Source organism: Mesorhizobium sp. M2A.F.Ca.ET.043.05.1.1 (genome assembly GCF_003952445.1).
Taxonomy (GTDB): Bacteria; Pseudomonadota; Alphaproteobacteria; order Rhizobiales; family Rhizobiaceae; genus Mesorhizobium.
Window position 1 is genome coordinate 62,853 of sequence record NZ_CP034446.1, and the last position, 26,083, is coordinate 88,935.

Annotated in this window: 19 protein-coding genes, 1 tRNA gene and 2 pseudogenes; 7 read left to right on the forward strand and 15 right to left on the reverse strand. The window is 64.4% G+C overall.

All coding sequences use genetic code 11. The annotated features are described in order from the left end of the window. Positions 1 to 1,797, reverse strand: a complete 1,797-nt coding sequence (locus EJ069_RS00285; protein WP_126059560.1) for an outer membrane beta-barrel protein — start codon at positions 1,795 to 1,797, stop codon at positions 1 to 3. Positions 1,798 to 1,957: 160 nt separating this feature from the next. Between EJ069_RS00285 and EJ069_RS00290 the strand changes: the two genes are divergently transcribed. Then, positions 1,958 to 2,959, forward strand: coding sequence for a KpsF/GutQ family sugar-phosphate isomerase (locus EJ069_RS00290; RefSeq protein WP_126059561.1), 1,002 nt, complete (start codon positions 1,958 to 1,960; stop codon positions 2,957 to 2,959). A gap of 49 nt (positions 2,960 to 3,008) precedes the next feature. Here EJ069_RS00290 and EJ069_RS00295 read toward each other — a convergent pair whose 3' ends face one another. The 12 genes and pseudogenes from EJ069_RS00295 to EJ069_RS00350 all read right to left on the reverse strand — a co-directional run bounded on the left by EJ069_RS00295 (position 3,009) and on the right by EJ069_RS00350 (position 17,429). Further along, positions 3,009 to 3,473, reverse strand: a complete 465-nt coding sequence (locus EJ069_RS00295) for an NfeD family protein (protein WP_126059562.1) — start codon at positions 3,471 to 3,473, stop codon at positions 3,009 to 3,011. A gap of 26 nt (positions 3,474 to 3,499) precedes the next feature. Next, positions 3,500 to 4,450, reverse strand: a complete 951-nt coding sequence (locus tag EJ069_RS00300; RefSeq protein ID WP_126059563.1) for an SPFH domain-containing protein — start codon at positions 4,448 to 4,450, stop codon at positions 3,500 to 3,502. Between the two features lie 242 nt (positions 4,451 to 4,692). After that, positions 4,693 to 5,757: a ferrochelatase gene (hemH, locus tag EJ069_RS00305; RefSeq protein WP_126059564.1), complete on the reverse strand. Its 1,065-nt coding sequence runs from the start codon at positions 5,755 to 5,757 to the stop codon at positions 4,693 to 4,695. Positions 5,758 to 6,008: 251 nt separating this feature from the next. Next, a complete protein-coding gene (locus EJ069_RS00310; protein WP_126059565.1) occupies positions 6,009 to 8,069 on the reverse strand; it encodes a bifunctional UDP-sugar hydrolase/5'-nucleotidase in 2,061 nt (686 codons plus the stop codon). A gap of 187 nt (positions 8,070 to 8,256) precedes the next feature. After that, positions 8,257 to 8,631, reverse strand: a complete 375-nt coding sequence (locus EJ069_RS00315; protein WP_126059566.1) for a hypothetical protein — start codon at positions 8,629 to 8,631, stop codon at positions 8,257 to 8,259. 86 nt (positions 8,632 to 8,717) lie between these two features. After that, positions 8,718 to 10,163 carry a homospermidine synthase gene (locus EJ069_RS00320; protein ID WP_126059567.1) on the reverse strand — a complete coding sequence of 482 codons (1,446 nt, stop codon included), beginning with the start codon at positions 10,161 to 10,163 and terminating at the stop codon, positions 8,718 to 8,720. 131 nt (positions 10,164 to 10,294) lie between these two features. Next, a complete protein-coding gene (locus EJ069_RS00325; RefSeq protein ID WP_126059568.1) occupies positions 10,295 to 11,230 on the reverse strand; it encodes a DUF3445 domain-containing protein in 936 nt (311 codons plus the stop codon). A 39-nt stretch (positions 11,231 to 11,269) separates the two neighbouring features. Further along, positions 11,270 to 11,932 carry an aminotransferase class IV family protein gene (locus EJ069_RS00330; protein ID WP_126059569.1) on the reverse strand — a complete coding sequence of 221 codons (663 nt, stop codon included), beginning with the start codon at positions 11,930 to 11,932 and terminating at the stop codon, positions 11,270 to 11,272. Then, a pseudogene (locus EJ069_RS00335) lies at positions 11,881 to 13,025 on the reverse strand (aminodeoxychorismate synthase component I). Before EJ069_RS00335 ends, EJ069_RS00330 begins: the two are co-directional and overlap by 52 nt. A 302-nt stretch (positions 13,026 to 13,327) precedes the next feature. After that, positions 13,328 to 14,254 carry a transposase gene (locus EJ069_RS00340; RefSeq protein ID WP_126059570.1) on the reverse strand — a complete coding sequence of 309 codons (927 nt, stop codon included), beginning with the start codon at positions 14,252 to 14,254 and terminating at the stop codon, positions 13,328 to 13,330. A 275-nt stretch (positions 14,255 to 14,529) separates the two neighbouring features. Next, positions 14,530 to 15,240: a proton-conducting membrane transporter gene (locus EJ069_RS00345; RefSeq protein WP_126059571.1), complete on the reverse strand. Its 711-nt coding sequence runs from the start codon at positions 15,238 to 15,240 to the stop codon at positions 14,530 to 14,532. 351 nt (positions 15,241 to 15,591) lie between these two features. Further along, positions 15,592 to 17,429 (reverse strand): annotated as a pseudogene (locus EJ069_RS00350) (M3 family oligoendopeptidase). A 163-nt stretch (positions 17,430 to 17,592) separates the two neighbouring features. On the opposite strand from EJ069_RS00350, the gene EJ069_RS00355 reads away from it, so the two are divergent. From EJ069_RS00355 to EJ069_RS00365, 3 genes are all read left to right on the forward strand, one after another. Beyond that, positions 17,593 to 19,140 carry a sigma-54 dependent transcriptional regulator gene (locus tag EJ069_RS00355; RefSeq protein WP_126059572.1) on the forward strand — a complete coding sequence of 516 codons (1,548 nt, stop codon included), beginning with the start codon at positions 17,593 to 17,595 and terminating at the stop codon, positions 19,138 to 19,140. Between the two features lie 377 nt (positions 19,141 to 19,517). Further along, the gene (locus EJ069_RS00360) at positions 19,518 to 21,377 is read left to right on the forward strand and encodes a DUF882 domain-containing protein (RefSeq protein ID WP_126059573.1); all 1,860 of its coding nucleotides are present in this window, start codon (positions 19,518 to 19,520) and stop codon (positions 21,375 to 21,377) included. An 82-nt stretch (positions 21,378 to 21,459) separates the two neighbouring features. After that, a tRNA-Gln gene (locus tag EJ069_RS00365) sits at positions 21,460 to 21,533 on the forward strand. Positions 21,534 to 21,623: 90 nt separating this feature from the next. Here the strand turns inward: EJ069_RS00365 and EJ069_RS00370 are convergent. Beyond that, positions 21,624 to 22,517: an AraC family transcriptional regulator gene (locus tag EJ069_RS00370; RefSeq protein ID WP_126059574.1), complete on the reverse strand. Its 894-nt coding sequence runs from the start codon at positions 22,515 to 22,517 to the stop codon at positions 21,624 to 21,626. Between the two features lie 183 nt (positions 22,518 to 22,700). Between EJ069_RS00370 and EJ069_RS00375 the strand changes: the two genes are divergently transcribed. Continuing rightward, positions 22,701 to 23,450, forward strand: coding sequence for an SDR family NAD(P)-dependent oxidoreductase (locus tag EJ069_RS00375; protein WP_126059575.1), 750 nt, complete (start codon positions 22,701 to 22,703; stop codon positions 23,448 to 23,450). 9 nt (positions 23,451 to 23,459) lie between these two features. Here the strand turns inward: EJ069_RS00375 and EJ069_RS00380 are convergent, their stop codons facing one another. Next, positions 23,460 to 24,098: a 2-dehydro-3-deoxy-phosphogluconate aldolase gene (locus tag EJ069_RS00380; RefSeq protein WP_126059576.1), complete on the reverse strand. Its 639-nt coding sequence runs from the start codon at positions 24,096 to 24,098 to the stop codon at positions 23,460 to 23,462. A 154-nt stretch (positions 24,099 to 24,252) separates the two neighbouring features. Between EJ069_RS00380 and EJ069_RS00385 the strand changes: the two genes are divergently transcribed. Continuing rightward, complete coding sequence (locus EJ069_RS00385; RefSeq protein WP_126059577.1) at positions 24,253 to 25,182, forward strand: rhodanese-related sulfurtransferase; 930 nt, start codon at positions 24,253 to 24,255, stop codon at positions 25,180 to 25,182. Between the two features lie 116 nt (positions 25,183 to 25,298). Beyond that, complete coding sequence (locus EJ069_RS00390) at positions 25,299 to 26,030, forward strand: tellurite resistance TerB family protein (RefSeq protein WP_126059578.1); 732 nt, start codon at positions 25,299 to 25,301, stop codon at positions 26,028 to 26,030. Positions 26,031 to 26,083: the final 53 nt, after the last annotated feature.

A 26,083-nucleotide genomic window follows, 5' to 3' on the forward strand; every position in this document is an offset into this window, starting at 1 on the left:
CTATCGCTGGACCTTCAGACCGAGATAGACGCTGTTGGCCGTATAGTCGCGTCCGGGCAGGTTGCTGGTCAGCTTCTCCGTCCGCACCCTCGTGGTGAGGCCGGCGTAGCGATTGAGCCACCAGGTCAGTCCGGCCTCGGCGCTCAGGATCAGGTCGTGGCCGTCGGAACCGGTATAGTCGCGCCAATCGAGGCCAAGCGCCGAGTTCGCCGTCAGGTTGGCGCGGATCTGGCGCTCGCCGGTCAAACGGCCGGAATAGAGTATATCGCCGCTCTGGCCGGCCGTCGTTGTCGTCTCGACGTTGGTCTTGCCGGTGAGGCCGATGATGGTGCCGCGCTCGGGCGACCATTTGAGGTCGGCGTTGATGCTCGGCCCTGCCACCGCCGGCAGGCGGCTGTCGTCGATCGCCTCGCGCAGCCAGCCGACGGAGAATTCGCCTGAAAGCTTCTCGCCCATGTCGAGCTCGAGGCCGGCACGCGCTCCGATCCGCTTCGAGGAGCGCTCAAAACCTTCCGTATCGAGACGCTGATCATAGACTCTGCGGCCGAGCTCGACCTCCGTGAAGGGCGTCAGCGCCGGCGAGATCTGGTATCCCGTGCGCAAGGTGGCCGTGTAGAGTGTGTTGTCGCGATCCCTCTGTGACACGGTGGTGCCGTTGGAGAGCTCGGCATCGCCGTAGAAATCATGCGAGACCACGCCGGTCAGTGCATAGCGCATCTTGCCGACACTTTTTTCGAGGCCGAGGCTGCCGTCCACGGTCTGGCGCAGCGGCTGCTGGGTGACACCGGCGATCGCATCCGGCGAGGAGGCCGATTCCGGCGCTGCCTCGTAGCCGAGCTTGGCGATGGCGCGCAGCTCGTTGTCGAGATCGACATTGAGCTGGCCCTCGATGCGGCCCTGCGCGTCGTTGATCTTTTGGCCCGAGACGGTGTTGCGGAACTGGCCGTAGCCGGTGATCAGAGCCGAATTCTCGCGCCAGTCGGAGGTCGCGGTGAAACGCAGCGCTGTCTCCGACAGGACGGCCGATTTGCCGGTGCTGCTGGAATCGGCGTTCGAGGTCGCGGTGAAGCCTTGCTCCAGCGTCGGCCGGAAGACAAAGGTGCCGATCCTGACGCCGGGAGCTGCGAAGGGATCTTCCTCCGGCTTGACCTTCCGTCCATCGATCGATCCGGTGCGCTCCTGGCCCGGGTCGAGCTTCTGCTTGTCGACGCTGTCGATGGTGACGGCGCGGCGGTTGCCGCCGTCGTCGGCAGTGGCTGCAGCATCGGCCTGATCACCGGTGGCGGCGGTTGCGGCGGTGGTCGTGTTGTCGGTTGCCTCGCCCGCCTTCTTCTTGGTCTTTTTCTTATCGGCGGTCTTGGTGCTGGCCTTCGTGTCGGCCTTGGCGTCCTGCGTGCGCTGCCTTGCCGTCGAAGGCCGGCGCGGCTTTGCCGGCGCCGTCGTGTCGGCCAGCGGGTCGTTGGCTGCCGGCGGCTGGTCGAAGATGCTGTCCGACGCACCAGCCGTCTGGTCGTCATCCGGAACCGCGCCGGGGCTTGCCGGCTGATAGGTTGTCGGCGCCGTGTCTTGGGCGGCGGCGGGAGCGTTCTGATCCTGCGCCCCTTGCCCCCGCAACTGCCTGGCCTTGCGCTGCTGGTCGGCAAGTATGGCCGATTCGGAAACCTCGCCGCGCAGCTCGGTTTCCTGCGAAAATGCCGGCGCCGGACGCAGCAGGGCAAGCGCGCTTGCCGTCAGCAGCAGTGCTGCAACGGCAATGCCCTTCCGACCGATTTTCGTTTCAGGCTGGCCCCCGGACATCGTCACCACTGCTTGCGCGGCGCGGTTGCGCCATACTTACCGAACCGTAAATGCGGATGGTTAACGGAGGGTTGAGACTGACTGCCCGGGTTGCCCGCAAACGAGGGCAAACGGCAATTCCGTTGGACAGGCGGGCGACATGGCGCTAATGGCTTCTGCCATGCATGCGGGGTCCCCAGAAAGAAAGCAGCCGGACAGGCAGGCTGCGATCGAATCGGCGCTGAGAACGGTGGCGACGGAGCAGGCCGGTGTGGCGGCTCTGGCTGCCGGGCTGGCAGACGGACTGGCCGAGCCCTTTGCGGCGGCCATCGACCTGATTTCGCGGATCGACGGCCGCGTCATCGTCACGGGCGTCGGCAAGAGCGGCCATATCGGCTCCAAGATTGCCGCCACGCTGGCCTCGACCGGCACGCCCGCCTTTTTCGTCCATTCGGCGGAGGCCAATCACGGCGATCTCGGCATGATCGCCCGTGACGACGCCATCATCGCCATGTCGTGGTCGGGCGAAACCAAGGAACTGATGGGCATCGTCGCCTATTCCAGGCGCTTTTCCATTCCCCTGATCGCCATCACCTCGGGCGAGAACTCTGCACTGGCGCGAGCGGCGGATGTGGTCTTGCTGCTGCCGATCGTGCCGGAGGCCTGTCCGCACGGGCTGGCGCCGACGACGTCGACGCTTCTGCAACTCGTCATGGGCGATGCGCTGGCGATCGCGTTGCTCGAGGCGCGCGGCTTCACATCCGATCACTTCCGAACCTTGCACCCGGGCGGGCAACTTGGCGCCAATCTGACCCTGGTTTCGGAGATCATGCGGACCGGCGATCAGGTGCCGCTTGCTTTACTCGGCACCAAGATGCCGGAAGCGGTGATGACGCTCTCGCAAAAGAAAGTCGGTTGCGTCTGCATCGTCGATGCGAGTGGCCAACTGGTCGGGATCGTCACCGACGGCGACGTCGCACGCAATCTGCATCGCAATCTGGCCGACGTCACCGTCGACGAGGTGATGACCCGCACGCCAAAGACGATCGATCCGCAGACGCTGGCGGGCACGGCCATCGCCATGCTCAACGAGCACAATATCGGCGCGCTGGTCGTGATCAAAAACAAAATGCCGGTGGGCGTGGTTCACTTCCACGACCTGCTGCGCATCGGCGCAGCTTAACGCGTGAGATTTCAGGCCGAATCGGCCCGATACTTTGATCTGTCTCGGCTCAGACCGCCTCGACCGTCAGCTCCAGATCGGTATCCGCCGCCCCGGTCACGCGCACCTGCGCGCCGACCGGCAGGTCGGGACCCGAGACACGCCAGAGCGTGTCGCCGAGCCGGATGCGGCCGCGGCCGTTCTTGATCGGCTCGGCCAGCGTCGCCGTGCGGCCGACCATTTGCGCGCCGCGGCGGTTGAGCAGCGGCTGGTCGACGCTGCCTTGCCGGCTGACGGCGATCTGCCGCCCGACATAGGCCGAGATCACGGCCAGCACGAGGAAGGCCAGCACCTGGACCTGCCAGGTCCAGAACGCCGCGTCCCAGATCGCCAGCGAAACAGCGCCGACGATCAGCGCCGCGATGCCGATCCACAGCATGAACACGCCGGGCGCCACGACTTCCATCACCAGGAGCACGATGCCGAGAACCATCCAGTTCCACGGGCCGAGTTCCGAAACGATGCGGTCGATCATTGACGGTCTCCCACAGAGTTAGATGATCAGCTGTCACTCTGCCGCACGATCGGCGGGCGCGAACCCTGGCGCGGCGCGCCCGACGGGCCGTCGCCCTTGAAGACTTCGCGGGCGATCTCGCCGATGCCACCGAGCGAGCCGATCAGCGACGAGGCCTCGAAAGGCATCAGCACGATCTTGTTGTTGCTCGACGAGCCGATCTTGGCCAAGGCCTCGGTGTATTTCTGCGCGACGAAGTAGTTGATCGCCTGCACGTCGCCCTTGGCTATGGCCTCCGACACGACCTGCGTCGCCTTGGCCTCGGCCTCGGCCGAGCGCTCGCGCGCCTCGGCGTCGCGGAAAGCGGCTTCCCTGCGGCCCTCGGCTTCGAGGATCTGCGATTGCTTGAGGCCTTCGGCGGCCAGGATCTGGGCGCGCTTGTCGCGCTCGGCCATCATCTGGCGGCCCATCGATTCCACGAGATTGGCCGGCGGGTTGATGTCCTTGATCTCGACGCGGGTGATCTTGATGCCCCACGGGTGCGCCGCCTCGTCCACGACGCGCAGGAGGCGCTCGTTGATCGCGTCGCGATTGGAGAGCAATTCGTCGAGGTCCATCGAGCCCATGACGGTGCGGATGTTGGTCATGGTGAGGTTGAGGATAGCGTTCTGCAGCCCAGCCACCTGGTAAGCGGCCTGGGCGGCGTTCAGCACCTGGTAGAAGGCGACGCCGTCGACCCCGACGATGGCATTGTCGCGGGTGATGATCTCCTGCGTCGGGACGTCGAGCACCTGCTCCATCATGTTCATCTTGGCGCCGACGCGCTCGAAGATGGGGTTGATGATGTTGAGGCCGGGGGTCAGCGTCTTGGTGTAACGGCCGAAGCGCTCCACCGTGTAGTTGTAGCCTTGCGGCACCGTCCTGATGCCCTTGAAAAGCAGAATGATGACCAGGAAAACAAGAACAATGATGGCAATATCGAAACCGCTAAAGCCCATTTCGCTTCTCCCTCAAAGGCGGCGACCTCACGGAATCACTTAAGTGTGTTTCCGTAGCGTTACAATCAGGTGATCGCCAGAGCCGGATGATTTCAGGCCGGATCGACCTGAATCATCCGGCTCTGGGTCAATAGAAAGAGCATGATGTGGTCCGAAAACCGCTCACACTTTTCGGCATCATGCTCTGATATCGGTTAGCGGCGGGTTTTGCGCACCGGTTTCCAGCCTGTCGGTGAAGCCGGTCACACCCAACCGGAAAGCTCGCGCCGGACCAGCGCCTCGATGACCGCCATGCCCTCGGCGCTGTCATTGAGACAGGGGATATGGGCGAAGTTCCTGCCGCCGGCGTGATGGAAGGTTTCGGCCGCTTCACGGCCGATCTCGTCCAGCGTCTCGATGCAGTCGACGGAAAAGCCCGGATTGACGACGGCGATCGATTTCACGCCGTCCTTGGCCAGCTTCTCGACCGTGACATCGGTGTAGGGCTGTAGCCATTCCTGCGCGCCGAAGCGCGACTGGAAGGTGGTGATGAGCTTCTTCTCGTCCCAGCCGAGCCTTTCCCGCAGCAGGCGCGTCGTCTTGAGGCAGTGACAATGGTAGGGGTCGCCCTTCTCGAAATACGGCTTCGGGATGCCGTGATAGGACGCGATAACGACCTCGGGCTCGAAGTCCAACCCCTCGAGATGCCGCTCTATCGAGTGAGCGAGAGCCTCGATGTAGACCGGTTCATCGTAGTAGGGCGGCACGCTGCGGATCGCCGGAGCGTTTCTGATCTTCATCAGCGCGCGGAACAGCTGGTCGTTGGCGGTTGCCGTCGTGGTTGCTGAGTATTGCGGATATACCGGGAAGGACAGGATACGGTCGCAACCCTGCTCGACCAGTTTTTGCACGACGCTTGCCGTCGAAGGATTGCCGTAGCGCATCGCCCAATCGACCACGATGTTCGACTGATCGGCGAGGGCACTGGCGAGCTTCTCTGCCTGGGAGCGAGTGAAGGTGCGCAGCGGCGACTCGTTCTTCTCCCGGTTCCAGATTCGGGCATAGTTGGCGCCGGACTTTTTCGGCCGGGTCGTCAAAACCAGGCCGTAAAGGATCGGATACCAGATCGCCTTGTTGAGCTCGATGACGCGCGGGTCGGAGAGGAATTCCCTGAGATACCGCCACATCGGGCCGAACTCGATTCCGTCGGGTGTGCCGAGATTGATCAGCATGACGCCAACCTTGCCCTGCTTCACCGCCGGGTGGCCGGCAGGCAGCGGACCAGCGCTCCTCGCGGTCTTGACATCGGTGGGGCTGGCAAGCGTCATCAACGGTCTCCGGTAGCGCCGCGGAAACTAAAGCGCGTCGCGATCCTTCGGATTCGCTCCATGCGCTTTAGGTCTTTGATTTTACGCATGTCTTTATCCCGAAACCGGTTCCCACTTTCGGGAGACATGCTTTTAGCGATGCCCCGCCGGTTTTCAATGCTGCGTCTGGCCGCACCTTACCGTGTTTGGCACCGGAAAAGGAACACCCGCCCGGTTTGCCCGGGCGGGTGCCATGAATTCCGGGCTGCCGCTTACTTCGCCGCCGGCGGAATGGTCAGCGTCGCGCCAAGCGGCAGGCGACGCGGCTTGAAGTCCTTGTTGGCCTCGGAGATGAGCTTCCATTTGGTGGCGTCGCCATAGGCTTTCCTGGCCAGCTCCCAATAGGTATCGCCGGCCGCGACGGTGTGGCTGGTTTCCGCCGGCTTGGTTTCAGCGGGTTTGGCCGGCTCGGCGGCGGGAGCAGGGGTCGCCGGGGCGGTCTCGGCCGGCTTTGACGGTTCCGCGGCCGGCGCCGTTTCAGCGGGCTTCGCGGTCTCGGCGGGAGCCGCCGGAGCGGTTTCAGCCGGAACGGCCGGAGGTGTGCCGGCAATGTCGCTGGAGCCGGAAGGCATAGCCGGCATGGCAGGCTCAGCGTTCGCCGGAGCGGTCTCGGCAGGCTTTGCCGGCTCCGCGGGCTTGGCCGGCTCAGCCGCCGCCGTCGTTGCCGCGATCTCGGTGATGCGTCCGTCGAGCTTGGGCGTGTAGGGCCGATGCGCGCCGAGATAGTCGGCCACGACCTGCTCCAGGCCGGGACCGTAGTCATAGGCGTCCTTGGCCTTCTCGGCGAAGACCTTGTAGCCGTCGCCGCCCTGGCGGACATAGTTGTTGGTGGCGACCAGATATTGCTTGTCGGGATTGATCGGCGCCCAGGCGCCGTTCTCCATCACTTCGACCGATTTGACGCGGCCGGCATTGGGCGCGACCGACTTGTCGAAGGAATATTTCAGCCCTGCGACTTGCGGGAAGCGGCCGGCGCCGTCCTCGACCTGGCTGAGGCCGCTTTCGAGGCCAGCGACCAGGTCCTTGCCCGAAATCTTGAAGGTCGCCAGCGTGTTCTGGAACGGCAGCACGGTCAGCACCTCGCCCATCGTCACCGTGCCCTGGTCGATCGAGGCGCGCAGGCCGCCACCGTTCGAGATGACGATCTCGACGCCCTGACCCTTGGTACGGTCGAGAATGGCGTCGGAGACGAGATTGCCCATCTCGCATTCGCGCGCGCGGCAATTCTCGCGGCTGCCGTCGATCGCCTTGGTGGTCTCGGCCACCTCCTTGTTCTTCAGCGCCTCGATCGGCGCGCCGAGCTCCTTGATGCGGGCAAGGACAGCGGCATCTGGCGTGATCGATTTGTCGAGATAGATCGGGGCGCCGCTGACTTCCTTGACGTTGCCATTGTCGTCGAACACGACCTTGAACTCGCCGAGATATTTCGAATAGGACGCCGCCTGCACCACCGGCACCTTGGAGCCGTCGGGGTTGTCGACCATGGTCGGGTAGGGGCCTTCGGCCTTCGGGTCGGTGTTGGACAGAAGCGTGTGGCTGTGGCCGCCGACCACCACGTCGATCCCCGGTATCTTGGCGATCACGTCGCGCTCGCGCCTGTAGCCGATATGGGTGACCGCGATGATCTTGTTGATGCCCTGCGCCTTGAGCTTCTCGACCTCGGCCGTGATCGATTTGACGTCGTCGGCGATGGCAATGTTCGGGCCGGGCGAGGCGAGTTCCGGCGTGTCGTTGGTGACGGCGCCGATGATGCCGATCTTCTGGCCGCCGACCTCGACCACGATCGACGGCTTGATCTTGCCCGACGCGCCGGACTTGTCGTTGGGCAGCACGTTGGCACTGACGATCGGGAACTTCGCCTTGTCGAGGTAAGGCACAAGTGCTGTCTCGCCGTCGTCGAATTCGTGGTTGCCGAGCGTCACCGCGTCGGGCTTGATCTGGTTGAGGAATTCCTCTTCCACGGCGCCCTTGTAGGTGGTGTAGAACAGCGATCCCTGGAAACTGTCGCCGGCATTGAGCAAGAGCAGGTTCTGCCCTTCGAGCTTCTTGCGCTCCTGCGCGATCGCCGTGATCAGCCGGCCGGCGCCGCCGATGCATTCGCCCTTGGTCTCCTCTTCGGCGGAACAGGTCGACTCGTATTTGTTGTTGCCCTCGATGCGGCTGTGCCAGTCGTTGAAATGCAGGATGTTCAGCGTGTAGTCGGCAAAGGACACGCCGGCCGACAGGCCAAGCGTCGAAGCGGAAAGGGCTAGGATGGCGGCAATCTTCTTCATCTGCGTCTCCCGGATAAGCTGACCTCAACGGTGCTTAACGCCTTCGCTTGACTGGAAAATAACAGTCGGCCTCGGGGCATGTTCACATCGGGTCCCGGCCGATGCAAGCACAAATCGGGGAGATGTTTGCCGGCACAAAAAGGACGGCGGCTCGCGCCGCCGTCCTTTTGATGGATGTCTGCTAGCCTCAGGCCCGACGCGTCAGCACGAAATTCTGGCCGCTGGCGCTGGTGCAGTTGAGCTGGCTGATTGAGACCATCAGGCAGTTGAAACTGACCGGCGTCTGGCGGATCAGCGAGGTGCCGTGGATCTCGACCGAGGTCGGTCCGGTCATGGTGTAGCTGCCTTCCGACAGCTTCTGGCCGGTGTCGGTGGCGACAGTGGTGAAGCTGCCGGCCGCGAAGGTCGACAGGCCGGTGCCCTTGGCGTCGATCCAATTGCCCTCGACGCCCTTGGGCGCGGCTGCGCCCGGTGGTTCCGATGGGCCGGTGGTTGTGCAGGCGGCCGCAGCCAGCAGGCTTGCCGCGGCGCCTGCCGAAAGCAGTTTGCGCGCAATGGTCATTCTTGAAAATCCTCTCCTCAGTCCGCTCCCTTCAATCGCCCGATTTCCGGGCGATTGCAAGGCGCTGCCACCGGTCGGTCCCGGCGCTATCGGACCAGAATGTTGCGGAACTGCCACGGGTCATCCTTGTCCAGGTCTTCCGGGAAGAGGCCCGGGCGATTGTCCAGAGGAGTCCAGTCGGTATAGTAGCCCCTGACCGGCCCGAGATAAGGCGACTGCACTTCGAGGCAGCGCCGGTAGTCCATCTCGTCGGCTTCCACGATGCCGGCCGCCGGGTTCTCAAGCGCCCAGACCATGCCGGCGAGCACCGCCGAGGTGACCTGCAGGCCGGTGGCGTTCTGGTAGGGGGCGAGCTTGCGCGCCTCGGCCAGCGACAACTGCGAGCCATACCAGTAGGCGTTCTTGTCGTGGCCGTAGAGCAGCACGCCGAGCTCGTCGACGCCGTCGACCAGCTCGTTCTCGTCGAGCACGTGGTGGACCCGCTGAGGCTTGCCGGCCGCGCCGAACATCTCGTCCAGCGACAGCAAGGCGTCGTTGCAGGGATGGTAGGCGTAATGGCAGGTCGGGCGGTATTGGACCTTGCCCTTCTTCGAACGCACGGTGAAGAAGTCGGCGATCGAGATCGACTCGTTATGGGTCACCAAGAGGCCGTATTGCGCGCCCGGCGTCGGGCACCAGCTGCGCACGCGCGTGTTGGCGCCGGGCTGCTCCAGATAGATTGCCGCCTTTGAGCCGTGCTTGTGTTTCTTGCCGTTCTTCGGCATCCAGTTTTCGTGCGTGCCCCAGCCAAGCTCGGCCGGCTGCAGGCCTTCCGAGATGAAGCCTTCGACCGACCAGGTGTTCCAGAACACATTCATCGGCTTTGGCTTCTTGGTGCGCTGGGTGTCGCGCTCGGCGATGTGGATACCCTTGACGCCGGCCTTCCTCATCAGCCTGGCCCAGCCCTCGCGATCTTCCTGCGCGGGCTCCGAAAACTCGAGCCCGAGATCGGTGGCGAGGTTGACCAGCGCCTTCTTGACGAACCACGAGACCATGCCGGGATTGGCGCCACAGGTGGAGACCGCCGTCGGGCCACCGGGCTTGTCCTGCTTTTCCTTGATCATCGCCTCGCGCAGCGCGTAGTTGGAGCGGCTGGCATTGTCGGCCTCGGCGTCGAAATAGAAGCCGAGCCACGGCTCGACGACGGTGTCGATGTAGAGCACGCCGAGCTTGCGGCACAATTTCATCAGGTCCACCGAGCCGGTGTCGACCGACAGGTTGACGCAAAAGCCCTGACCGCCGCCATTGGTCAGAAGCGGCGTCAGCAGCTTCTTGTAATTCTTCTCGGTCACAGCGTCCTGCATGAAGGCGATGCCGCGCTCGTCGAGCAGCTTGCGGTCGGTGTCGAGAGGGTCGATGACCGTCATGCGCGACTTGTCGAACTTGAAATGGCGTTCGATCAGCGGCAGCGTTCCCCGCCCGATCGAGCCGAAGCCGATCATCACGACGGGACCGGTGATTTCACCGTAAACGGGCCAGTTTTCATTCGCCATTTTTTCGCACACTCCTTCAAACACGCGCAAAACCGGGCGCCTTGGCCCGAAGGCCAAGCGCTACACCACAGATCATTGTCATAAACCAGCGAAAAGCGCCAACCGCCGGCTAGGCCGTTCTGGGCGTGTGGTTAAGCCGATCCGGCCATGCGGCCGAGGAGTGCAACCAGCCGGTCGCGGTCGGCGGTCAGGCCCTTGTAGTCGAGCTGTTGCTGGTCGAGGGCCAGGAGCTGCTCCGCGAAGGAGGCCGCCAATGTCGCCCGGTCCGGATGGTCAGCGAGCACTTTGAGCGGGTCGAGATGGATGCGGATGGTGAAGAGGATGTCGCGCGACACTGGCAACTTGCGCAGCGTCTGGCGTTCGACGCGTATGAAGGCATGGGCGTTGACGTCGCCGTCGGGGAAGCGGCTCGGGCGGTTGGTGGCGCGGTCGATGCGCTCGACATTGGAGAGCGGATGATAGAGCCTGTCATCGGCTTGGATCGACCAGTTGAAGCGCTCGACCGCCTGGCCCTGCAGTCCGTCGAACATGCGGTTGATGAGCTCGGCCGGCCGCGTGCCGGGTCCGAAGCCGGGCACCGGTTCGTGGATCTGCTGCAGCGGCTTGCCGAATTTCTCCCGCAGCGACCAGGATGAAGGAAAGCACAGCGAGCCGGCGGCTAGCCGCCAGCCCCGCTCGTCGCGGCGCATCAGGATCAGGTCTTCCTGGACGAGCAGCGAGGCCTTCGCGAACGGCGCGTCGCGCAAGGCAGGAGGCAGCCGGTCGGTTATACCCTCGAACCCGGCCGGCTCGACACCGGCTCCGTTACGGCGGTGGGTTACGGGATGCGCGGCTTCGAGATGGGCGACGAGCAGGTCGAGCACTTCGCGCTGAGCGTCACGGGTGCCGTCTTCCTCGACAAAGACCTTTTCCGGGATTTCCGCGTAGAGCCGCTGCTTTTCGGCGAGATGGGGCAGCAGGAACTCGTCGACCTCGATCCAGCGGTCGAAATCGAGCGGCTTCAGCCCGATGCTGAAGAGCTTCGAGGACCCGTCATAGGGCGTATGGGTCGGGTGGCGGACGTTCATGCCTGTTTGATTGTTATCCAGTTTATGTCTCCAGCCCGGTCAGCCAAGCTGCGCCGGGATCAGCCCGCGCAGCGAGTTGCCGACGAAGATCGCCTTCGCCGCCTTCAGATCGTCGAAGCTGTAGATCGCTTCCACGGCGCGGCCTTCGTCCAGAAGCTCGCCGCGCAATATTCCAGGCAAAAGGCCGCAGTCGAGGCGGGGCGTGGCGAGCGGACCGTTGCCGAAATCGGCGAAGAGATTGGTGATCGTGCCCTCGCAGATCTCGCCGCGCTCGTTGGTTAAAAGCACTTCGTCGGCGCGCGTGGCAAGATATTCCGCGCGGGCATGCGTGTAGACCTGACGCAGGCTGGTCTTGTGGCGCAGCATCGTGTTGGTGGAATCGAGACGGATCCGCGCCAACTGCAGCCGCCAGACCTTGCCCACGGGCAGCGGTTCATAGGCTTGAGCGGCAGCCGTCGCTTCGCCATTGTGCTGCAAGGCAAGGCGCACGCGCAAGGCAATCCCGTGTCCGTCGACGGTGTTCGACAGCACTTCGCCGATCCGTTCGGGATCGCAGGCGAAGCCGAGCTCGGCGGCGGACGCATAAAGCCTGGCGAGATGGCGCTCGAAGCGCAGGAAGCCTGAACCCGGCTCCCAGCGCATGGTCTCGATCAGCTCGAAGCCGGGACCGTTCCCGTCGCGAAGCGCGCTTTCAACAGACACTCCCGATACTCCTCCTCGGCGGTGGAATCGAAGACGACGCCGCCGCCGACATTGTAGACGGCCTCGCCGTCGGCAAAGAGCGAGATGGTGCGGATCGCCACCGAAAAACGCATCCTGCCGCCCGGCGCGATCCAGCCGATGGCGCCGCAATAGACGTCACGCGGTGCGTCCTCCAACTCACGCAGGATTTCCATGGCGCGGATTTTCGGCGCGCCGGTGATCGAGCCGCAGGGAAACAGCGCGGCGAAGACCTGGCGGATACCGATGTCGGGCAGCAGCTTCGCCCGCACGCGGCTCACCATCTGGTGCACCGTCGGATAGGTCTCGATGCGGAACAGTTCCGGCACGTCCAGCGTGCCGACCTCGCTGATCAGCGAGATGTCGTTGCGCAAAAGGTCGACGATCATCCGGTTCTCGGCCTGGTTCTTCTCGTCGTTGCGCAGGAAGGCTTTCAGCCGGGCATCCTCGGCCTTGGTCGCGCCACGCGGCGCGGTGCCCTTCATCGGATGCGTCTCGATCATGCCGTCGGCATCGATCTCGAAGAACAGTTCCGGCGAGCGCGACAGAACGACCGGATCGCCGAGCGAGATCAGCGCGCCATATTTGACCGGCTGGCGCTCGGTCAGCGCGTCGAAGGCAGCAAGCGGACCGCCGGACCACTGCGCATGGACCGGGAAGGTAAGGTTGCCCTGGTAGCAGTCCCCTTGCGGATGTGGTTGTGAAGGCGCGCGAAACGGCCGGCATAGTCCTCGGCGGACCACGTCGCCCTGGCGTCGAAGATCGGGCCGTTGCTGGCGGGCCCGAGGCTTTGCGGCACCGCCTGGTCGACAGGCGCATCGAAGATCCCGAGGCAGATCAAGGGCGCGCGCCGGCCTTTGGGCAGCAGCGGCACCAGCTTCGGCTCGAGCAGGTAGCCGGCTTCGTAGGAGAAATAGCCCGCCAGCCATTTGCCGGCGTCGGTAGCAGCCTGGGCTCGCTCGAGCGCCGGCGCGAACTCCTCCGCTGTGCGCGCGAGAATGACCTCGTGCGGCCGGTCGAACACCAACTGACGCGCGCTCTCGTCGTTGCGGAATATGGCTGCGGGCAGGGGCATGAGCCTCGGAAGCGGACAATTCAGTCGACCGGTCTATATGGGGGCCCGGGGACGCGCAATCGAGGGAACGGCGTTGGGCGGCGCAAAGGCGTCCGGTCGGTGAGGAAGTTGTTCGCTAGCTGATTTTGCAGGGATTGGCGGAAACGCCCGAACCTTCGTCATCCACGGGCAGAGCGGGAGCGAAGCGCGCACGTAGACCCGAGGATCCATTCCGTGGCCTCGCGCGAAGAATAAAGGCGGTGCAGAACGAAGACCTTTTTGCACCGCCGCAACGCTTGCAGGTCACGGAATGGCAACTGTGTTCATGCGAAGGCGATTTTGTCGCGCATGATGGCATTGAGGACGACCAAGAGCTTCCTTGCGACGGCGATGATAGCCAGTTTCTTGGAGCCTGAGCGGGCAGCAAGTGCGGTGTAGAAGGTCTTGAAGCGCTCACAGGTTCTGATGGCGGTGAGGGCAGCCATATAGAGGGCGCGGCGCACGCGTGATCGCCCGCCCTGGATATGGCTCCTGCGGTTGAGCTTGCCGCTCTTGTTGTCGAACGGGGCAAGGCCGGCCAGTGCCGCGATCGCCTTGGGTGAGCGCTGGCCGAGCTCGGGCAGGAGCGCCAGCAGCGAGAGCGCGCCGACCTTGGAGACACCGGGCACGGAGACCATCAGCGCATGGTCGCGAGCGGTGTCCTGGTTTTGACGAATGACTTCGGCAATCTGGCTCTCGAACGCCTTGATGCGCGTGTCAAGGAAGGAGATCGTCTCTTCCAGATCGGCAATGACGATCTCATCGAAGGCCTCGGCGAGGTGCTTCTTCAGCGCTGCCCGCATCTCGACCAGGTGGTCGCGGTGGCCGGCAAGCGATTGAAGCCGCTCGACTTCTTCGCGCGGCGCCGGCTCGGCTTCAGGGTTATAGCGACGGCCATAGTCGCTCAGCATCCTGGCATCGAGAGGATCGGTCTTGGCGCGCCGGCGCGTCGACTTCGAATAGTGGTGGGTGTGTGCCGGGTTGTGCCGCGAGAACGGCACGCCGGCCTTGGCCAGCGCATGACGCAGCAGCCGGTCATGCACGCCTGTCGCCTCCATGACGACGAAGTCCCGACTGGGATCAAGACCCGCCACATAAGCCGCGATCGCATCGGCCTGGTTGTCGATGCGCCGAAGACGGCCGCTTGTCTCATCAAAAAAGTCGAGCCACTGCTTGGAGATGTCGCAGCCGACATAGTTCTGGGCTATCATGTCCACGCCTCTTCCTGTGGTGCGAGGTCTGCTTGTAACAGCCCCGTGCAACTGTTCAGGTTGATGGTTCACCGGTGGGAAGGGACCGGGCCATGCCACGGCCTGTCCGAAAGGACGACCAGGATCCACTCGGTCTCCTTCCCACTTCGAACCATACACCAGAACCAACACACAGGATCCTATGGTCTGCGCTCGTCGCTTCGCTCCTCGCTACGCCATAGGATGACGAAAAAATGGGCGCCTGTGGCCGACCGTTGGCGATACTGGCGGGCTGCTCAGGTGTTGCTTGCGGTGCCAGCCGTCGGAAACTGCCTGACGAACTCAGCCTCGTCGCCGGTGGCCAGCAGTTTTGCCTGCTCGATCCATTTTTCGCGCGCGATGCGGCCGTCGAAATTGAGCACCTCCTCGATGCGCTTGACGTCGGCGTCGGTCCAGGCGGCGATCTGGGCGTAGGTGGTGACGCCCTGGCCCTTGAGCAGCCTTTCGTTGACCGGACCGATGCCGATAAGGCGACGCAGATTGTCGGCTTTGGTGGCCGCGGCTTTCGGCGCGGCAGCTTTCTTGGCGGGTGCGGCCGCTTTCTTCGGCGCGGCTGCCTTGGCCGCGGGCTTCGCTGCCGCAGTTTTCGTGGCCGCCGGCTTCTTCGCGGCGGCGGGCTTCGCCGGCGCGGCCTTCGCCGCTGCCGCTGTCGCGCTCGCCGGTGTCGATATCAGCGCCGCCGGCGCCGGCGTGGCGGCCTTGTCGGCGCCGGCCTTGGCGGCAGGCGCGTTACGCAGCCGGCTTTCGAGATCGCCGCGGGCACGGCCGCAGGCATCGAGCTCGCCCTTCAGCCGGTCGCTGTCGGCGCGCAGCCTGTCGCGCTCGCTTCGCGTGCGGTCGAGATCGCCACGCAGACTGTCGAGCTCGCCGCGCAGGCGGCCCCAGATGAACCAGCCAACCAGGATACCCACAACGAACGCCAGGAGCATGTAGAAGAAAGTGCTCATTTCCCTCTCCAGTCCGATCCGTCGGCCGCGGCTGGGAGGGCGCGCTTGCCGCCAAGGATCGTCAAAGGTTCCGTGTTCGGTGGAACCGCCGGCTTCAATCGAGCCATCGGCGTTTCGGTCTTGTCCGGACCGACGGCCATCTTCGCATTCGCCGTAGCGGAGCGGCAGGCATCTCTGGCCTGCGCAATGCGTCCGGCTGAGCTTGAGGCCGGACGCTATCATATGGCTTGTCGAAAGCCAGTTGAAAATGCGCCGGAGAGTTATTCAAGAACAGCTATTTAGGCAAGAATAGAGTCCGGCCAATATGCGTCTTTGCTAAACTATAGCTGCCGATGCAGGCTTCGTTGCTGTTCACTTGTCCAGCGCTTCCAACTCGTCGATCAGCGAACCGATCACGCCAAGGCCGATCTGCCAGAACGCGGGATCGGTGGCGTCGAGGCCGAAGGGCGCCAGGAGCTCGGAGTGATGCTTGGTGCCGCCGGCGCGCAGCATCTCGAAATACTTCTCCTGAAATCCCCGCTCGGCATTCTGGTAAACGGCGTAGAGCGAGTTCACCAGGCAGTCGCCGAAGGCATAGGCATAGACATAGAAGGGCGAATGGATGAAGTGCGGGATATAGGTCCAGAAGACCTCATAGCCGTCGCGCAGCTTGATCGCCGGTCCCAGGCTCTCGGCCTGCACCTCCAGCCAGAATTCGCCCAACCGGTCCGAGGTCAGCTCGCCGTTCTTGCGCTCGGTATGCACCTTGCGCTCGAACTCGTAGAAGGCGATCTGGCGCACGACCGTGTTGATCATGTCCTCGACCTTCTGAGCGAGCATGGCCTTGCGCTCGCGTCTGTCACTGGTCTGTTCGAGCAGCGAGCGGAAGGTCAGCATTTCGCCGAAGACGGAGGCTGTCTCGGCCAGCGTCAGCGGCGTCGAGGCCATCAGCGCGCCCTGGCCCGCGGCCAGCACCTGGTGCACGCCATGGCCGAGCTCGTGCGCCAGCGTCATCACGTCGCGCGGCTTGCCCATGTAGTTGAGCAGCACGTAAGGATGCGCCGACGGCACTGTCGGGTGGGCGAAGGCGCCGGGCGACTTGCCCGGCCGCACCGGCGCGTCGATCCACCTGCGATCGAAAAAGCCGCGCGCGATTTCGGCCATGTCGGGCGAGAAGCGCTGGTAGGCGGAGAGCACCGTGTCCCTGGCGTCGTCCCAGCGGATCACAGCCTTCGGCGTCTCCGGCAGCGGCGCGTTGCGGTCCCAGTGGTTCATCACCTCCATGCCAAGCCAGCGCGCCTTCATCGCGTAATAGCGGTGCGACAGCCGCGGATAGGCCTCGCGCACGGCCGCCGCCAGCGCGTCGACCACGTCGCGCTCGACGCGGTTGGCCAGGTGGCGCGAGTCGGCAATATCCTGGAAGCCGCGCCACCGGTCGGAGATTTCCTTGTCCTTGGCCAAGGTGTTGGTTATGAGGGTGAAGGTGCGCAGGTTCTTGCGGAACGTGGCGGCCAGCGCCTCGGAGGCGCGGCGGCGCACTTCGCCATCCGAATCCTGGAGCCGGTTCAGCGCCGGCTCGAGCGTCAGCTCCTCGCCGTCGACGTCGAAGCGCAGGTCGGTCATCGTCTCGTCGAACAGCCGGTTCCAGGCGCCGCGCCCGGTGACCGACTTTTCGTGGAACAATTGCTCGACGCGATCTTCGAGCTGGTAGGGTTTGTCCTTCCTGAGGTCGAGCACCCAGGGCCGGTAATGGCCGAAGGCCTTGTCGGCGGCCAGAGCGCTCTCGATCGCCGCATCGTCGATCAGGTTGAGCTCGAGCGCGAAGAACAGAAGATGGGCGCTCGCGTCCGTCATCTTTTCCTGGACATCGCCATAGAGCTTGGCGCGCTGCGGATCGGCGGTGTTGCCGGCATAGACGAGGCCGGCATAGGAGACGATGCGGCCGATCAGTTCCTCGAGCGCCTCATAGGCTTGCAGCGCCTCGCCCAGCCGGCCGGCGCCGCCGCGCCCGGCTTCCGCGGCGAGCGTGCCTTTCCAGCGGGTCTCGAAGGCGATGGCGTCGCTGGCCGCCTTGGCGATGTCGCGCTTCAGCTCGGGGCTTCCATGCCGGAATAGAGATCGGCGAGATTCCACTCCGGCAGATCGCCAAGCTCCGCCGCGCCGTGTCCGGACGCTGGCGCCCCGAGCCGATGACCAAATTCCATGCGCATCAGCAATACCTTCTTTGAACTTTGAATCGGTGCCAAATCAGAGGGAAGGAGGAAGCCGGTCAAATCCTAAGGAATTCGTTCACCGGGTTTTTTGAAACCTTATTTAGAACCCTGTGCCAAGATGATCCATGGGGATTATCTCGGGCGGAAAACTCAAACAGTCATGACAGGTTCCATACTCATAGTCGATGACGATCCGGTGCAGCGCAGGCTGGTCGAGGCCGCGCTGACCAAGTTTGGGCACACAGCGATCGTCACCGATAGCGGCGAGGCCGGCCTCGACGCGCTCGATGGGCCGAACGCGCGCGAGGTCTCCGTCGTCATCCTCGACCTTGTCATGCCCGGCCTCGGCGGCATCGGCGTGCTGAAGGCGATGCGCGAGCGCGGCATCAACATTCCCGTCATCGTACAGACGGCCCAGGGGGGCATCGAGACGGTTGTTTCGGCGATGCGGCACGGCGCCTTCGACTTCGTCGTCAAGCCGGCATCGCCCGACAGGCTGCAGACCGCGATCTCCAATGCGCTCAAGGTCGAGGCCGTCGAGGACGAGATGAAGCGCGTATCGCGGCGACGCGGCGGCGGCCATCTCACCTTCAAGGACATGATCACGCGCAGCCCGGCAATGGACCGGGTGATCCGCCTCGGGCAGAAGGCGGCGGCCTCCAACATCCCGATCCTGATCGAGGGCGAATCCGGCGTCGGCAAGGAACTGGTGGCGCGCGCCATCCAGGGCAGCGGCGATCGCCGTTCGAAGCCGTTCGTCACCGTCAATTGCGGCGCCATCCCGGACAACCTCGTCGAATCGATCCTGTTCGGGCACGAGAAGGGGTCCTTCACGGGCGCCACCGAGAAGCATACCGGCAAATTCGTCGAGGCGAATTCCGGCACGCTGTTCCTCGACGAGATCGGCGATCTGCCGCTCGACGTCCAGGTCAAGCTGCTGCGCGCCGTGCAGGAGGGCGAGGTCGATCCGGTCGGCGGCCGCTCGACCGTCAGGGTCGATATCCGCCTGATCTCGGCCACGCATCGCAACCTTCTGCAGCAGGTCAAGGACGGCAAGTTCCGCGAGGACCTGTTCTACCGGCTGAACGTCTATCCGATCTTCGTGCCGCCGCTGCGTGATCGCCGCGACGACATTCCCTATCTCGTCCGGCACTTCATGGAAAAGGTCGCGCCGGCCGATCCGCGCCGGCGCCTTGCCGGCATATCGGCGCCAGCGCTTGCGATGCTGCAGGCCTATGACTGGCCGGGCAACATCCGCCAACTGGAGAATGCGGTCTTCCGCGCGTCGGTGCTTGCCGAGGGCGACGTGCTGACCGAGGAGGAGTTCCCGCAAATCCGGGCCCAGGTGGAAGGTACGGTCAATCTCGGAGCGGAAACGACATCCACCGTTGCCGAAACGGTCGAGGGGGCGTCCAATCCGGCGGATGAGGCGGTTGCCGAGATGATGGGGTCCGCCTTTGCCGACAGCGAGTCACCGGCGCGGCCGCAGCCGCGGTTCGGAACGCTTCGGGCTCTGGACGAGCGCGGCAATGTACGGGCGCTGGCCGATGTGGAGCTCGAGATGATCAAGCTGGCGATCGATCATTATAATGGCCAGATGAGCGAAGTCGCGCGCCGTTTGGGCATCGGCCGTTCGACCCTCTACCGCAAGTTGAAGGAATATGGCATTGATCCCGAAGCTGGTCGCGTCGACCGGCTTGCCTCCTGAGGGGCAAGCGTCGAACCAGCTTGCGCGCCTAAAATCCGAGTCAAATTGTCGCTTTTGACGTGAAAACGCAAGGTTTTCAGCGGTTGGCGTTGCCGGGATCACGCATTAACGCTAACGGTAACAGATCGTGTTCTGGCCGGGGCCGGATTCTTGATCTAAACCAGCGGTTTACCACGAAATGCTGTGCATCATTTTTGACGGGATATCGCCACGGTGTTACCGCATTTCGGCTTCAATAAACGATGATTAACCATTAGGATCGATATTCGGATGTGAAAACCACGCATCCGTTTGGTCAAATCCGGGGACAAACGGCAGCCTGAAAGCCAGTTGATTTGAACAAAGTCGAACGACACACAAACGGGCGGCATTTTCACATGAGCGTCTGGCCGAGGTGGCTGACGTTTGTGATTTTGGCTGTCGGGTTTCTGTCCGCGGCAATGTCGGGCGCCAGGGCTGAGGTCCGCACGCTCAAGCTCTATCACCTGCACACGCACGAGAAGGCCGAGATCGTCTACAAGCGCAATGGCCGCTACGATCCGGAAGGCCTGCGCAAGATCAACATCATCCTGCGCGACTGGCGCCGCAACGAGCCGACGAAGATGGACCCGCGGCTGCTCGACCTCGTCTGGGAAGCTTATCGCGAAGCCGGCGCGACCGACTACATCCAGGTCGTCTGCGGCTATCGTTCGCCGTCGACCAACGCGATGCTGCGTTCGCGCAGCCGCGGCGTCGCCGAGAAAAGCCAGCACATGCTCGGCAAGGCGATGGACTTCTACATTCCCGGCGTGCCGCTGAAGAAGCTGCGCAACATCGGCCTCAAGATGCAGGGCGGCGGCGTCGGCTACTACCCGACCTCCGGCTCACCCTTCGTCCATATGGATGTCGGCAATGTGCGCCACTGGCCGGGCATCAGCCGCCAGGAACTGGTCAGCCTGTTCCCGAACGGCAAGACGCTGCATGTGCCGAGCGACGGGCGCCCGCTGCCTGGCTATGAGCAGGCGCTGGCCGCCTATCAGGCGCGCAAGGGCGCCGGCACCCCGAACATCGAACTGGCCAGCGCCGGCGGCTCGACCAAGCGGTCCGGCGGATTGCTTGCCGCCTTGTTCGGCGGTGGCGCCGACGAGGCCGATGACGCGGCCGACGAAAGCGCTCCGGCGCCTCAGCAGAAAGCTGTAAAGCAGGTTCAGGTCGCGAGCGCCGCGACGGCCCGCAACAGCAATCTCCCGGGCATCGCGATCGTTTCGCCGAAGGATGCCAAGCGCGCCAACGTCCCGCAGATCGCGGATGACAGCGCCGATGATCAGCAGCAGCCGCAGCAGGATACGCCCGAGACGATCATCGCCGCACTGCCGCCCAAGGAAATCCCGTTGCCCGACTTCGCGCCGCGTCCGAAGGTCGATGTCGGCCAGCAGACGCCGCAGAACGTGCCGTTCGCCATGGCGGATGCCTCGGCGACGACCGAGCAGGCGGTTTCGACGGCGCAGGCGCCCTTGCCTGACAAGGTTCCGTTCGGCGCCGCCAGCGCGGCCGAGGCCGCTGGCACCGATCCAGCGCAAGTGGCGGTCAACAACATCCCGCTTCCGACTTGGCGCCCCGATCGCTCGACGCCGGCCGAATTGGCGTCGAAGGACAAGAACGTGCTTCTGGCGCTGGCCGAGACGGCTTCGCAGGACAAGAGCGCGACCGATGCGTTCTCCGTGCTGCCGACCGTCCGGCCGCAGCCCGGCAAGCAGGATGAGGTCAAGGCCGTTCTCGAACAGGCCAACGCGACCGTCGAGGCCGGCGGCGCCGGCGCCGAATACCAGCTTGCGTCGCTGACGCAGCCGGAGCCGCGCTCGGCGTTCAACGACCCGTCAGGGGCCGATGCTGCCTCGCCACGCCAGGCCATCGCCGCCCTTCCGGCAGGCAGCGATCCCACGAAGGCGATCGGCGCCGGCGTGAAGACGACGGCCAAGGAAGGCAGAGCTTCGCCTCGCGACCTCAAGCCGGGACCGAAGGCCATGGTGGTGGCGGCAGCGCCGCAGGCCGCGCGCTGGGCGCTGGGCAGCGGCGTGAACATCGCCTCGGTTTCCGACCCGACGACGGCTCCGCGCTATGCCTATAACATCGTGCATACGCCGCCGAGCGAAGTGTACACCGCCGGCTTCCAAGCGAATGGCGAGATGCAAGATGCCAGCCGTTTCAGCGGCAACGCGGTCAAGTTCCTGTCGGTCGCCCGTTTCCAGACGAAGTAGCCATTTGAGAGACACCGAAGAGAAGCCGCGTTGGACTTGAAGCGCGGCTTTTGTTTTTCATGTCGCGTCCAGACCGTCAGCCTCCCGCTTCGTCTAATGGTAGGACAGCGCCCTTTGAAGGCGTGAATCGTGGTTCGAATCCATGAGCGGGAACCAGTCCTCGGTTGGCGTTATCCGGCATTGCCCGAGCTGCACCGGCTTGAACTTCCCGTGAGGGGGTCGGCGCAAGCCGGCGGGTCTTTATGTTCAGTCGACTTCCAGCGCGGCCGCCTCGCCATTGGCCAGGAGCCGCGCGGCGTCACGCGCCGGAGGCAGCCCGAACTGGCGCGCATATTCGCGGCTGAACTGGGAGGCGCTTTCGTAGCCGACGGTGAAAGCAACCTGCGCTGCGCTGCCCGGTTGGGCAATCAGCAGATGGCGCGCTTCCAAAAGGCGGAGCTGCTTCTGATACTGGATGGGGCTCATCGCGGTCGCCGCCTTGAAATGGCGATGAAAGGCGGCGTTGCTCATATGCGAGAGCTCGGCCAGCTGCGTCACATCGATCGGCTCGTTGTAATGCGCTCGGATCCAGGCGGTGGCGCGGCGGATCTGCGACAGGCGGCCGTCGGCGCGCGCGAGCTGGCGCAGCTTTTCGCCCTGCGGGCCTTGCAAGAGCCTGAACGCGATCTCCCGTTCGAGCATGGGCGCGAGAACCGGAATTTCTTCCGGCCGATCGAGCAGCCGCAGCATCCGTCGCCAGGCGTCGAGTAGGTCATCATCGGCCGTGTTGGTGACGAAGCTGTCGCCGTCGATCGCCACGCTATGATCGATAAGCAGCCCGGCGATCAACTCGATGTCGATGGCGAAGGCGAGAGCCATGTAGGGAGAGGCTCTACTGGCCTCGATCAACTGGCTGGTTGCGGGCGCCTCCACCGCGTAGACAAAATAGCTGCCGGCGCTGTAGGCAAGCGTGCGGTCACCGATCAGCACCGTTTTGGTCCCCTGCAGGACCAGAAGCGCGGTCGGCTGGCAGAGCTCGGGCAGCGGCGGCGTCGGAAGCTCGCTGCGGCCGATGGTGACGCGCGGAATGGCCGTCTTCGTCCGCCGTCCCCGTGCATGGCGCCCGGCCAAGGCGATCAATTCCTGCAGTATGTCACTCATCGTTCCAGCATTGCCGATCCATCGCGGCCAAGCAACAAAGCGAGGCGCTGACGCGCCCGCGAAGACACGAACCTGGTGACGCGAAGACGCACCTGAGAGGATTAGGCAAGAGGCTGAGAGCTTTTGGCGCGCGAAGCAAGCCGGTTCACGTCATCTCTGGGTCACCGAACAGGAGACATGGACATGACGACGAGAAAGAACGCGCTGGTGACCGGCGCCAACAAGGGCATCGGCCGTGAGACCGTCCGGCGGCTGGCGGCACTGGATTACAAGGTACGGCTCGGCGCGCGCGACGCCGATCGTGGCGAGTCCGCGGCGCAGGCATTGCGTGATGAGGGGTTGGATGTCGAATGGCTCGCGCTCGATGTCGCCAGCGACGACAGCGTGGCGGCCGCGGCCAAGACAGTCGCGGCGCGGATATCCAGCCTGGACGTGCTGGTCAACAATGCCGGCATCGCTCCCGGCTATGTCGAGGCGCTGGCCCCGGACGGCCGCTATCAGCGAACGCCGAGCCAGGAGGACATCGCGGACATGAAAGCCACCTATGACGTCAACGTCTTCGGGCCGGTGCGGGTCACGCGGGCATTCCTGCCGCTGCTCCTGGCATCTCCCGCCGCCCGCATCGTCATGGTGAGCAGCTATCTCGGATCGCTGGCTCGCGCGTCCGGCAACAGCCAGTCGCCCAATGTCATGGGCTATGGCAGCTCGAAGACCGCGCTCAACGCCATTACGCTCGCCTTCGCCAGGGAACTCGCGCCGCACGGCATGATGGTCAATGCAGCCGCTCCCGGCTACACCGCGACGGACCTCAACGCGCACAGAGGCGGCCGCACGGTGCAGCAGGCGGCCGAGATCATCGTGCGGCTGGCGACGCTGGAGCCGGGCGGACCGACAGGCGGCTATTTCGATGAGGACGGCGCGCTGCCCTGGTGAAAGCGCTGACTACTTCTTGAGCTTGCTCGCCTCGCGCGCCAGCGCTTCGATCTCGTCCCACATGCCGGCCTTGATGAGATCGTCGGGCGCCACCCAGGAGCCGCCGACGCAGATGACGTTGGGCAGACTCAGATAGTCGGCGGCGTTCTTGGCCGTTATGCCGCCGGTGGGGCAGAATTTCACGTCCGCCAGCGGCGAGGCGAAAGCTTTCAGGGAAGCGATGCCGCCGGATTGCTCGGCCGGGAAGAATTTCAGGAAGCGCAGGCCGGCTTCGCGCGCGGCCATGATCTCGCCGGGCGTGATCGCGCCGGGCAGCAGCGGCACGGGGCTATCCTTGGCGGCGTCGAGGAGCTGGCTGGTGATGCCGGGGCTGACGATGAATGTCGAGCCGGCGCGGGCCGCTTCGTCGAACTGCCTGGCATCGAGGATGGTGCCGGCGCCGACAATCGCTTCCTCGACCTCGGCCGCGACGCGCCGGATCGCTTCCAGCGCGTCGGCGGTGCGCAGCGTGATCTCGATGGCCCGCAAACCGCCGCGCGACAAAGCACGAGCGAGGGGCACGGCATCGGCGACATTGGCGATCTTGAGCACCGGGATGACCGGCTGACCGTTGAGGAGCGACAGGAGCTTTTCGGTCTTGCTGGTCATGTGCTGGTCTCCGTTTCTATGTTTTAAACCGATTAGCAGAAGGGTCCGTCCAAGTCCACGAAGCCCGGCGTGTCGCGATGCCGCGTGCGGATCGTGCGTCGCCTGAACTTCCTTTGCCTTGAAACCGCTTTGACCACAGTCTAGTGGCATCGCCATGACGACAACCAAGGAAATTCAGCCCATCCAGGTCGCCGCGCTTTACAAATTTGCGCGGCTCGACGGATACGAGGCTTTGCGCGCGCCACTCGCCGCCTTCTGTTGCGGGCGCGGCATCAAGGGCACGCTGCTTCTGGCGCATGAAGGCATCAACGGCACCGTCGCCGGCAGCGAGGAAGCGATTGCCGCGCTTGTGGATCATCTGCAGGCCGTCGAAGGCCTTGCCGGGCTGGACGTCAAATACAGCAGCGCCGCCGAGATGCCGTTCCATCGCATGAAGGTGCGGCTGAAGCGCGAGATCGTCACCATGGGCGTCGAGGATATCGATCCGGCAACCAGCGCCGGCACCTATGTCGCGCCGGCCGACTGGAACGCGCTGATCTCGGACGCCGACATCGTCGTCATCGACACGCGCAACGCCTATGAAGTCTCGCTCGGCACCTTCAAGGGCGCGGTCGACCCGAGGACCTCCAGCTTCCGCGAGTTCCCGGCCTGGGTGGAAGAGCACCGTGAAGAGCTTGAAGGCCGCAAGGTGGCGATGTTCTGCACCGGCGGCATTCGCTGCGAGAAGGCGACGGCCTATGTAAAGTCACTCGGCCTAAAAAACGTCTTTCATCTCAAGGGCGGCATCCTGAAATATCTGGAAGACGTGCCGGCCGAGGAGAGCCTCTGGCAGGGCGAATGTTTCGTCTTCGACGAACGGGTGTCCGTCTCGCATGGATTGAGCGAGGGCGAGGCGGAGCTCTGCCGCGCCTGCCGGCATCCGCTGACGGTCGAGGACCGGCTGTCGCCGAAATACGCAATCGGCGTTTCATGCCCGCATTGCTTCGAGGCGCGGTCCGATGCGGACCGCGAGCGCTATGCCGAACGTCACCGTCAGGTCGAACTTGCGCAGGCCCGCGGCGGCAAGCGCCATATCGGCAGCTAGAGCGGCCTGCGACCGAAAAGCTGGTCGTCATTGTAATGTCAAAGCGCGGGGCCTACCTCTTGCCGGTCCGAAACCTTGCCCGCGCGCATTCGGCCGGGCCAATTCTGGAGGCATTGATGCTCGACCCCAAGAAGCTGCTCGACGACCTTCTCGGCTCGCAAGTTCCCGGCACGGGCTCGACCGTTCGCGACAAGGCGGGGCAGGCGGTGCAGATGGCGAAGGACAATCCGCTGGCTGCCGGAGCGCTTGCCGCCGTGCTGCTCGGCACCGGCACCGGACGGCAGGTGACGGGCGCGGCCATCAAGCTCGGCGGTCTGGCGGCGATCGGCGGCCTCGCCTACAAGGCCTATCAGAATTACAAGGCCGGCAACGAGCCGGCGCAGGCGCCTGCGTCCGGCGAGCCTGAACTGCTGCCGCCGCCGGCCGATACCGCTTTCGATCCCGCGGCGGCGCCGCAGGGCGAGGCCGAGTTCACGCTGACGCTGGTCCGGGCGATGATCTCGGCGGCGAAGGCCGATGGCCATATCGACGACGAAGAGCGCAAGAAGATCGCCGACAAGCTCAAGCTCGCCGGCATCGGCGCGGAAGCGGAAAAGTTCCTGCTTGCCGAGCTCGAAAGGCCACTCGATCTCGACACGCTGGTCGCCGGCGCCAAGACCGATGCGCAGAAGCTGGAACTCTACACCGCCTCACGGCTCACCATCGATCCCGACACGCGCGCCGAGCGCGGCTATCTCGACCTGCTCGCCGGCCGGCTCGGCCTGCCGGATGCGCTGATCGACCATGTCGAGGCGACCGTTTCCGCGGCCAAGGTGCCGGCTGGCAGCGCGCCGAGCTCGCCTCGGTGAAGCGGTGTGGTAAACGCCATCAGGCGACGTCTTGCCGGTCTTTAAACTCTCGT

Excerpts from the sequence above, each read along its gene's own strand:
- EJ069_RS00285 (WP_126059560.1), bottom strand. The coding sequence starts at position 1,797 with ATGTCCGGGGGCCAGCCTGAAACGAAAATCGGTCGGAAGGGCATTGCC.
- EJ069_RS00290 (WP_126059561.1), top strand. The coding sequence starts at position 1,958 with ATGCATGCGGGGTCCCCAGAAAGAAAGCAGCCGGACAGGCAGGCTGCG.
- EJ069_RS00295 (WP_126059562.1), bottom strand. The coding sequence starts at position 3,473 with ATGATCGACCGCATCGTTTCGGAACTCGGCCCGTGGAACTGGATGGTT.
- EJ069_RS00300 (WP_126059563.1), bottom strand. The coding sequence starts at position 4,450 with ATGGGCTTTAGCGGTTTCGATATTGCCATCATTGTTCTTGTTTTCCTG.
- hemH (WP_126059564.1), bottom strand. The coding sequence starts at position 5,757 with ATGACGCTTGCCAGCCCCACCGATGTCAAGACCGCGAGGAGCGCTGGT.
- EJ069_RS00310 (WP_126059565.1), bottom strand. The coding sequence starts at position 8,069 with ATGAAGAAGATTGCCGCCATCCTAGCCCTTTCCGCTTCGACGCTTGGC.
- EJ069_RS00315 (WP_126059566.1), bottom strand. The coding sequence starts at position 8,631 with ATGACCATTGCGCGCAAACTGCTTTCGGCAGGCGCCGCGGCAAGCCTG.
- EJ069_RS00320 (WP_126059567.1), bottom strand. The coding sequence starts at position 10,163 with ATGGCGAATGAAAACTGGCCCGTTTACGGTGAAATCACCGGTCCCGTC.
- EJ069_RS00325 (WP_126059568.1), bottom strand. The coding sequence starts at position 11,230 with ATGAACGTCCGCCACCCGACCCATACGCCCTATGACGGGTCCTCGAAG.
- EJ069_RS00340 (WP_126059570.1), bottom strand. The coding sequence starts at position 14,254 with ATGATAGCCCAGAACTATGTCGGCTGCGACATCTCCAAGCAGTGGCTC.
- EJ069_RS00345 (WP_126059571.1), bottom strand. The coding sequence starts at position 15,240 with ATGAGCACTTTCTTCTACATGCTCCTGGCGTTCGTTGTGGGTATCCTG.
- EJ069_RS00355 (WP_126059572.1), top strand. The coding sequence starts at position 17,593 with ATGACAGGTTCCATACTCATAGTCGATGACGATCCGGTGCAGCGCAGG.
- EJ069_RS00360 (WP_126059573.1), top strand. The coding sequence starts at position 19,518 with ATGAGCGTCTGGCCGAGGTGGCTGACGTTTGTGATTTTGGCTGTCGGG.
- EJ069_RS00370 (WP_126059574.1), bottom strand. The coding sequence starts at position 22,517 with ATGAGTGACATACTGCAGGAATTGATCGCCTTGGCCGGGCGCCATGCA.
- EJ069_RS00375 (WP_126059575.1), top strand. The coding sequence starts at position 22,701 with ATGACGACGAGAAAGAACGCGCTGGTGACCGGCGCCAACAAGGGCATC.
- EJ069_RS00380 (WP_126059576.1), bottom strand. The coding sequence starts at position 24,098 with ATGACCAGCAAGACCGAAAAGCTCCTGTCGCTCCTCAACGGTCAGCCG.
- EJ069_RS00385 (WP_126059577.1), top strand. The coding sequence starts at position 24,253 with ATGACGACAACCAAGGAAATTCAGCCCATCCAGGTCGCCGCGCTTTAC.
- EJ069_RS00390 (WP_126059578.1), top strand. The coding sequence starts at position 25,299 with ATGCTCGACCCCAAGAAGCTGCTCGACGACCTTCTCGGCTCGCAAGTT.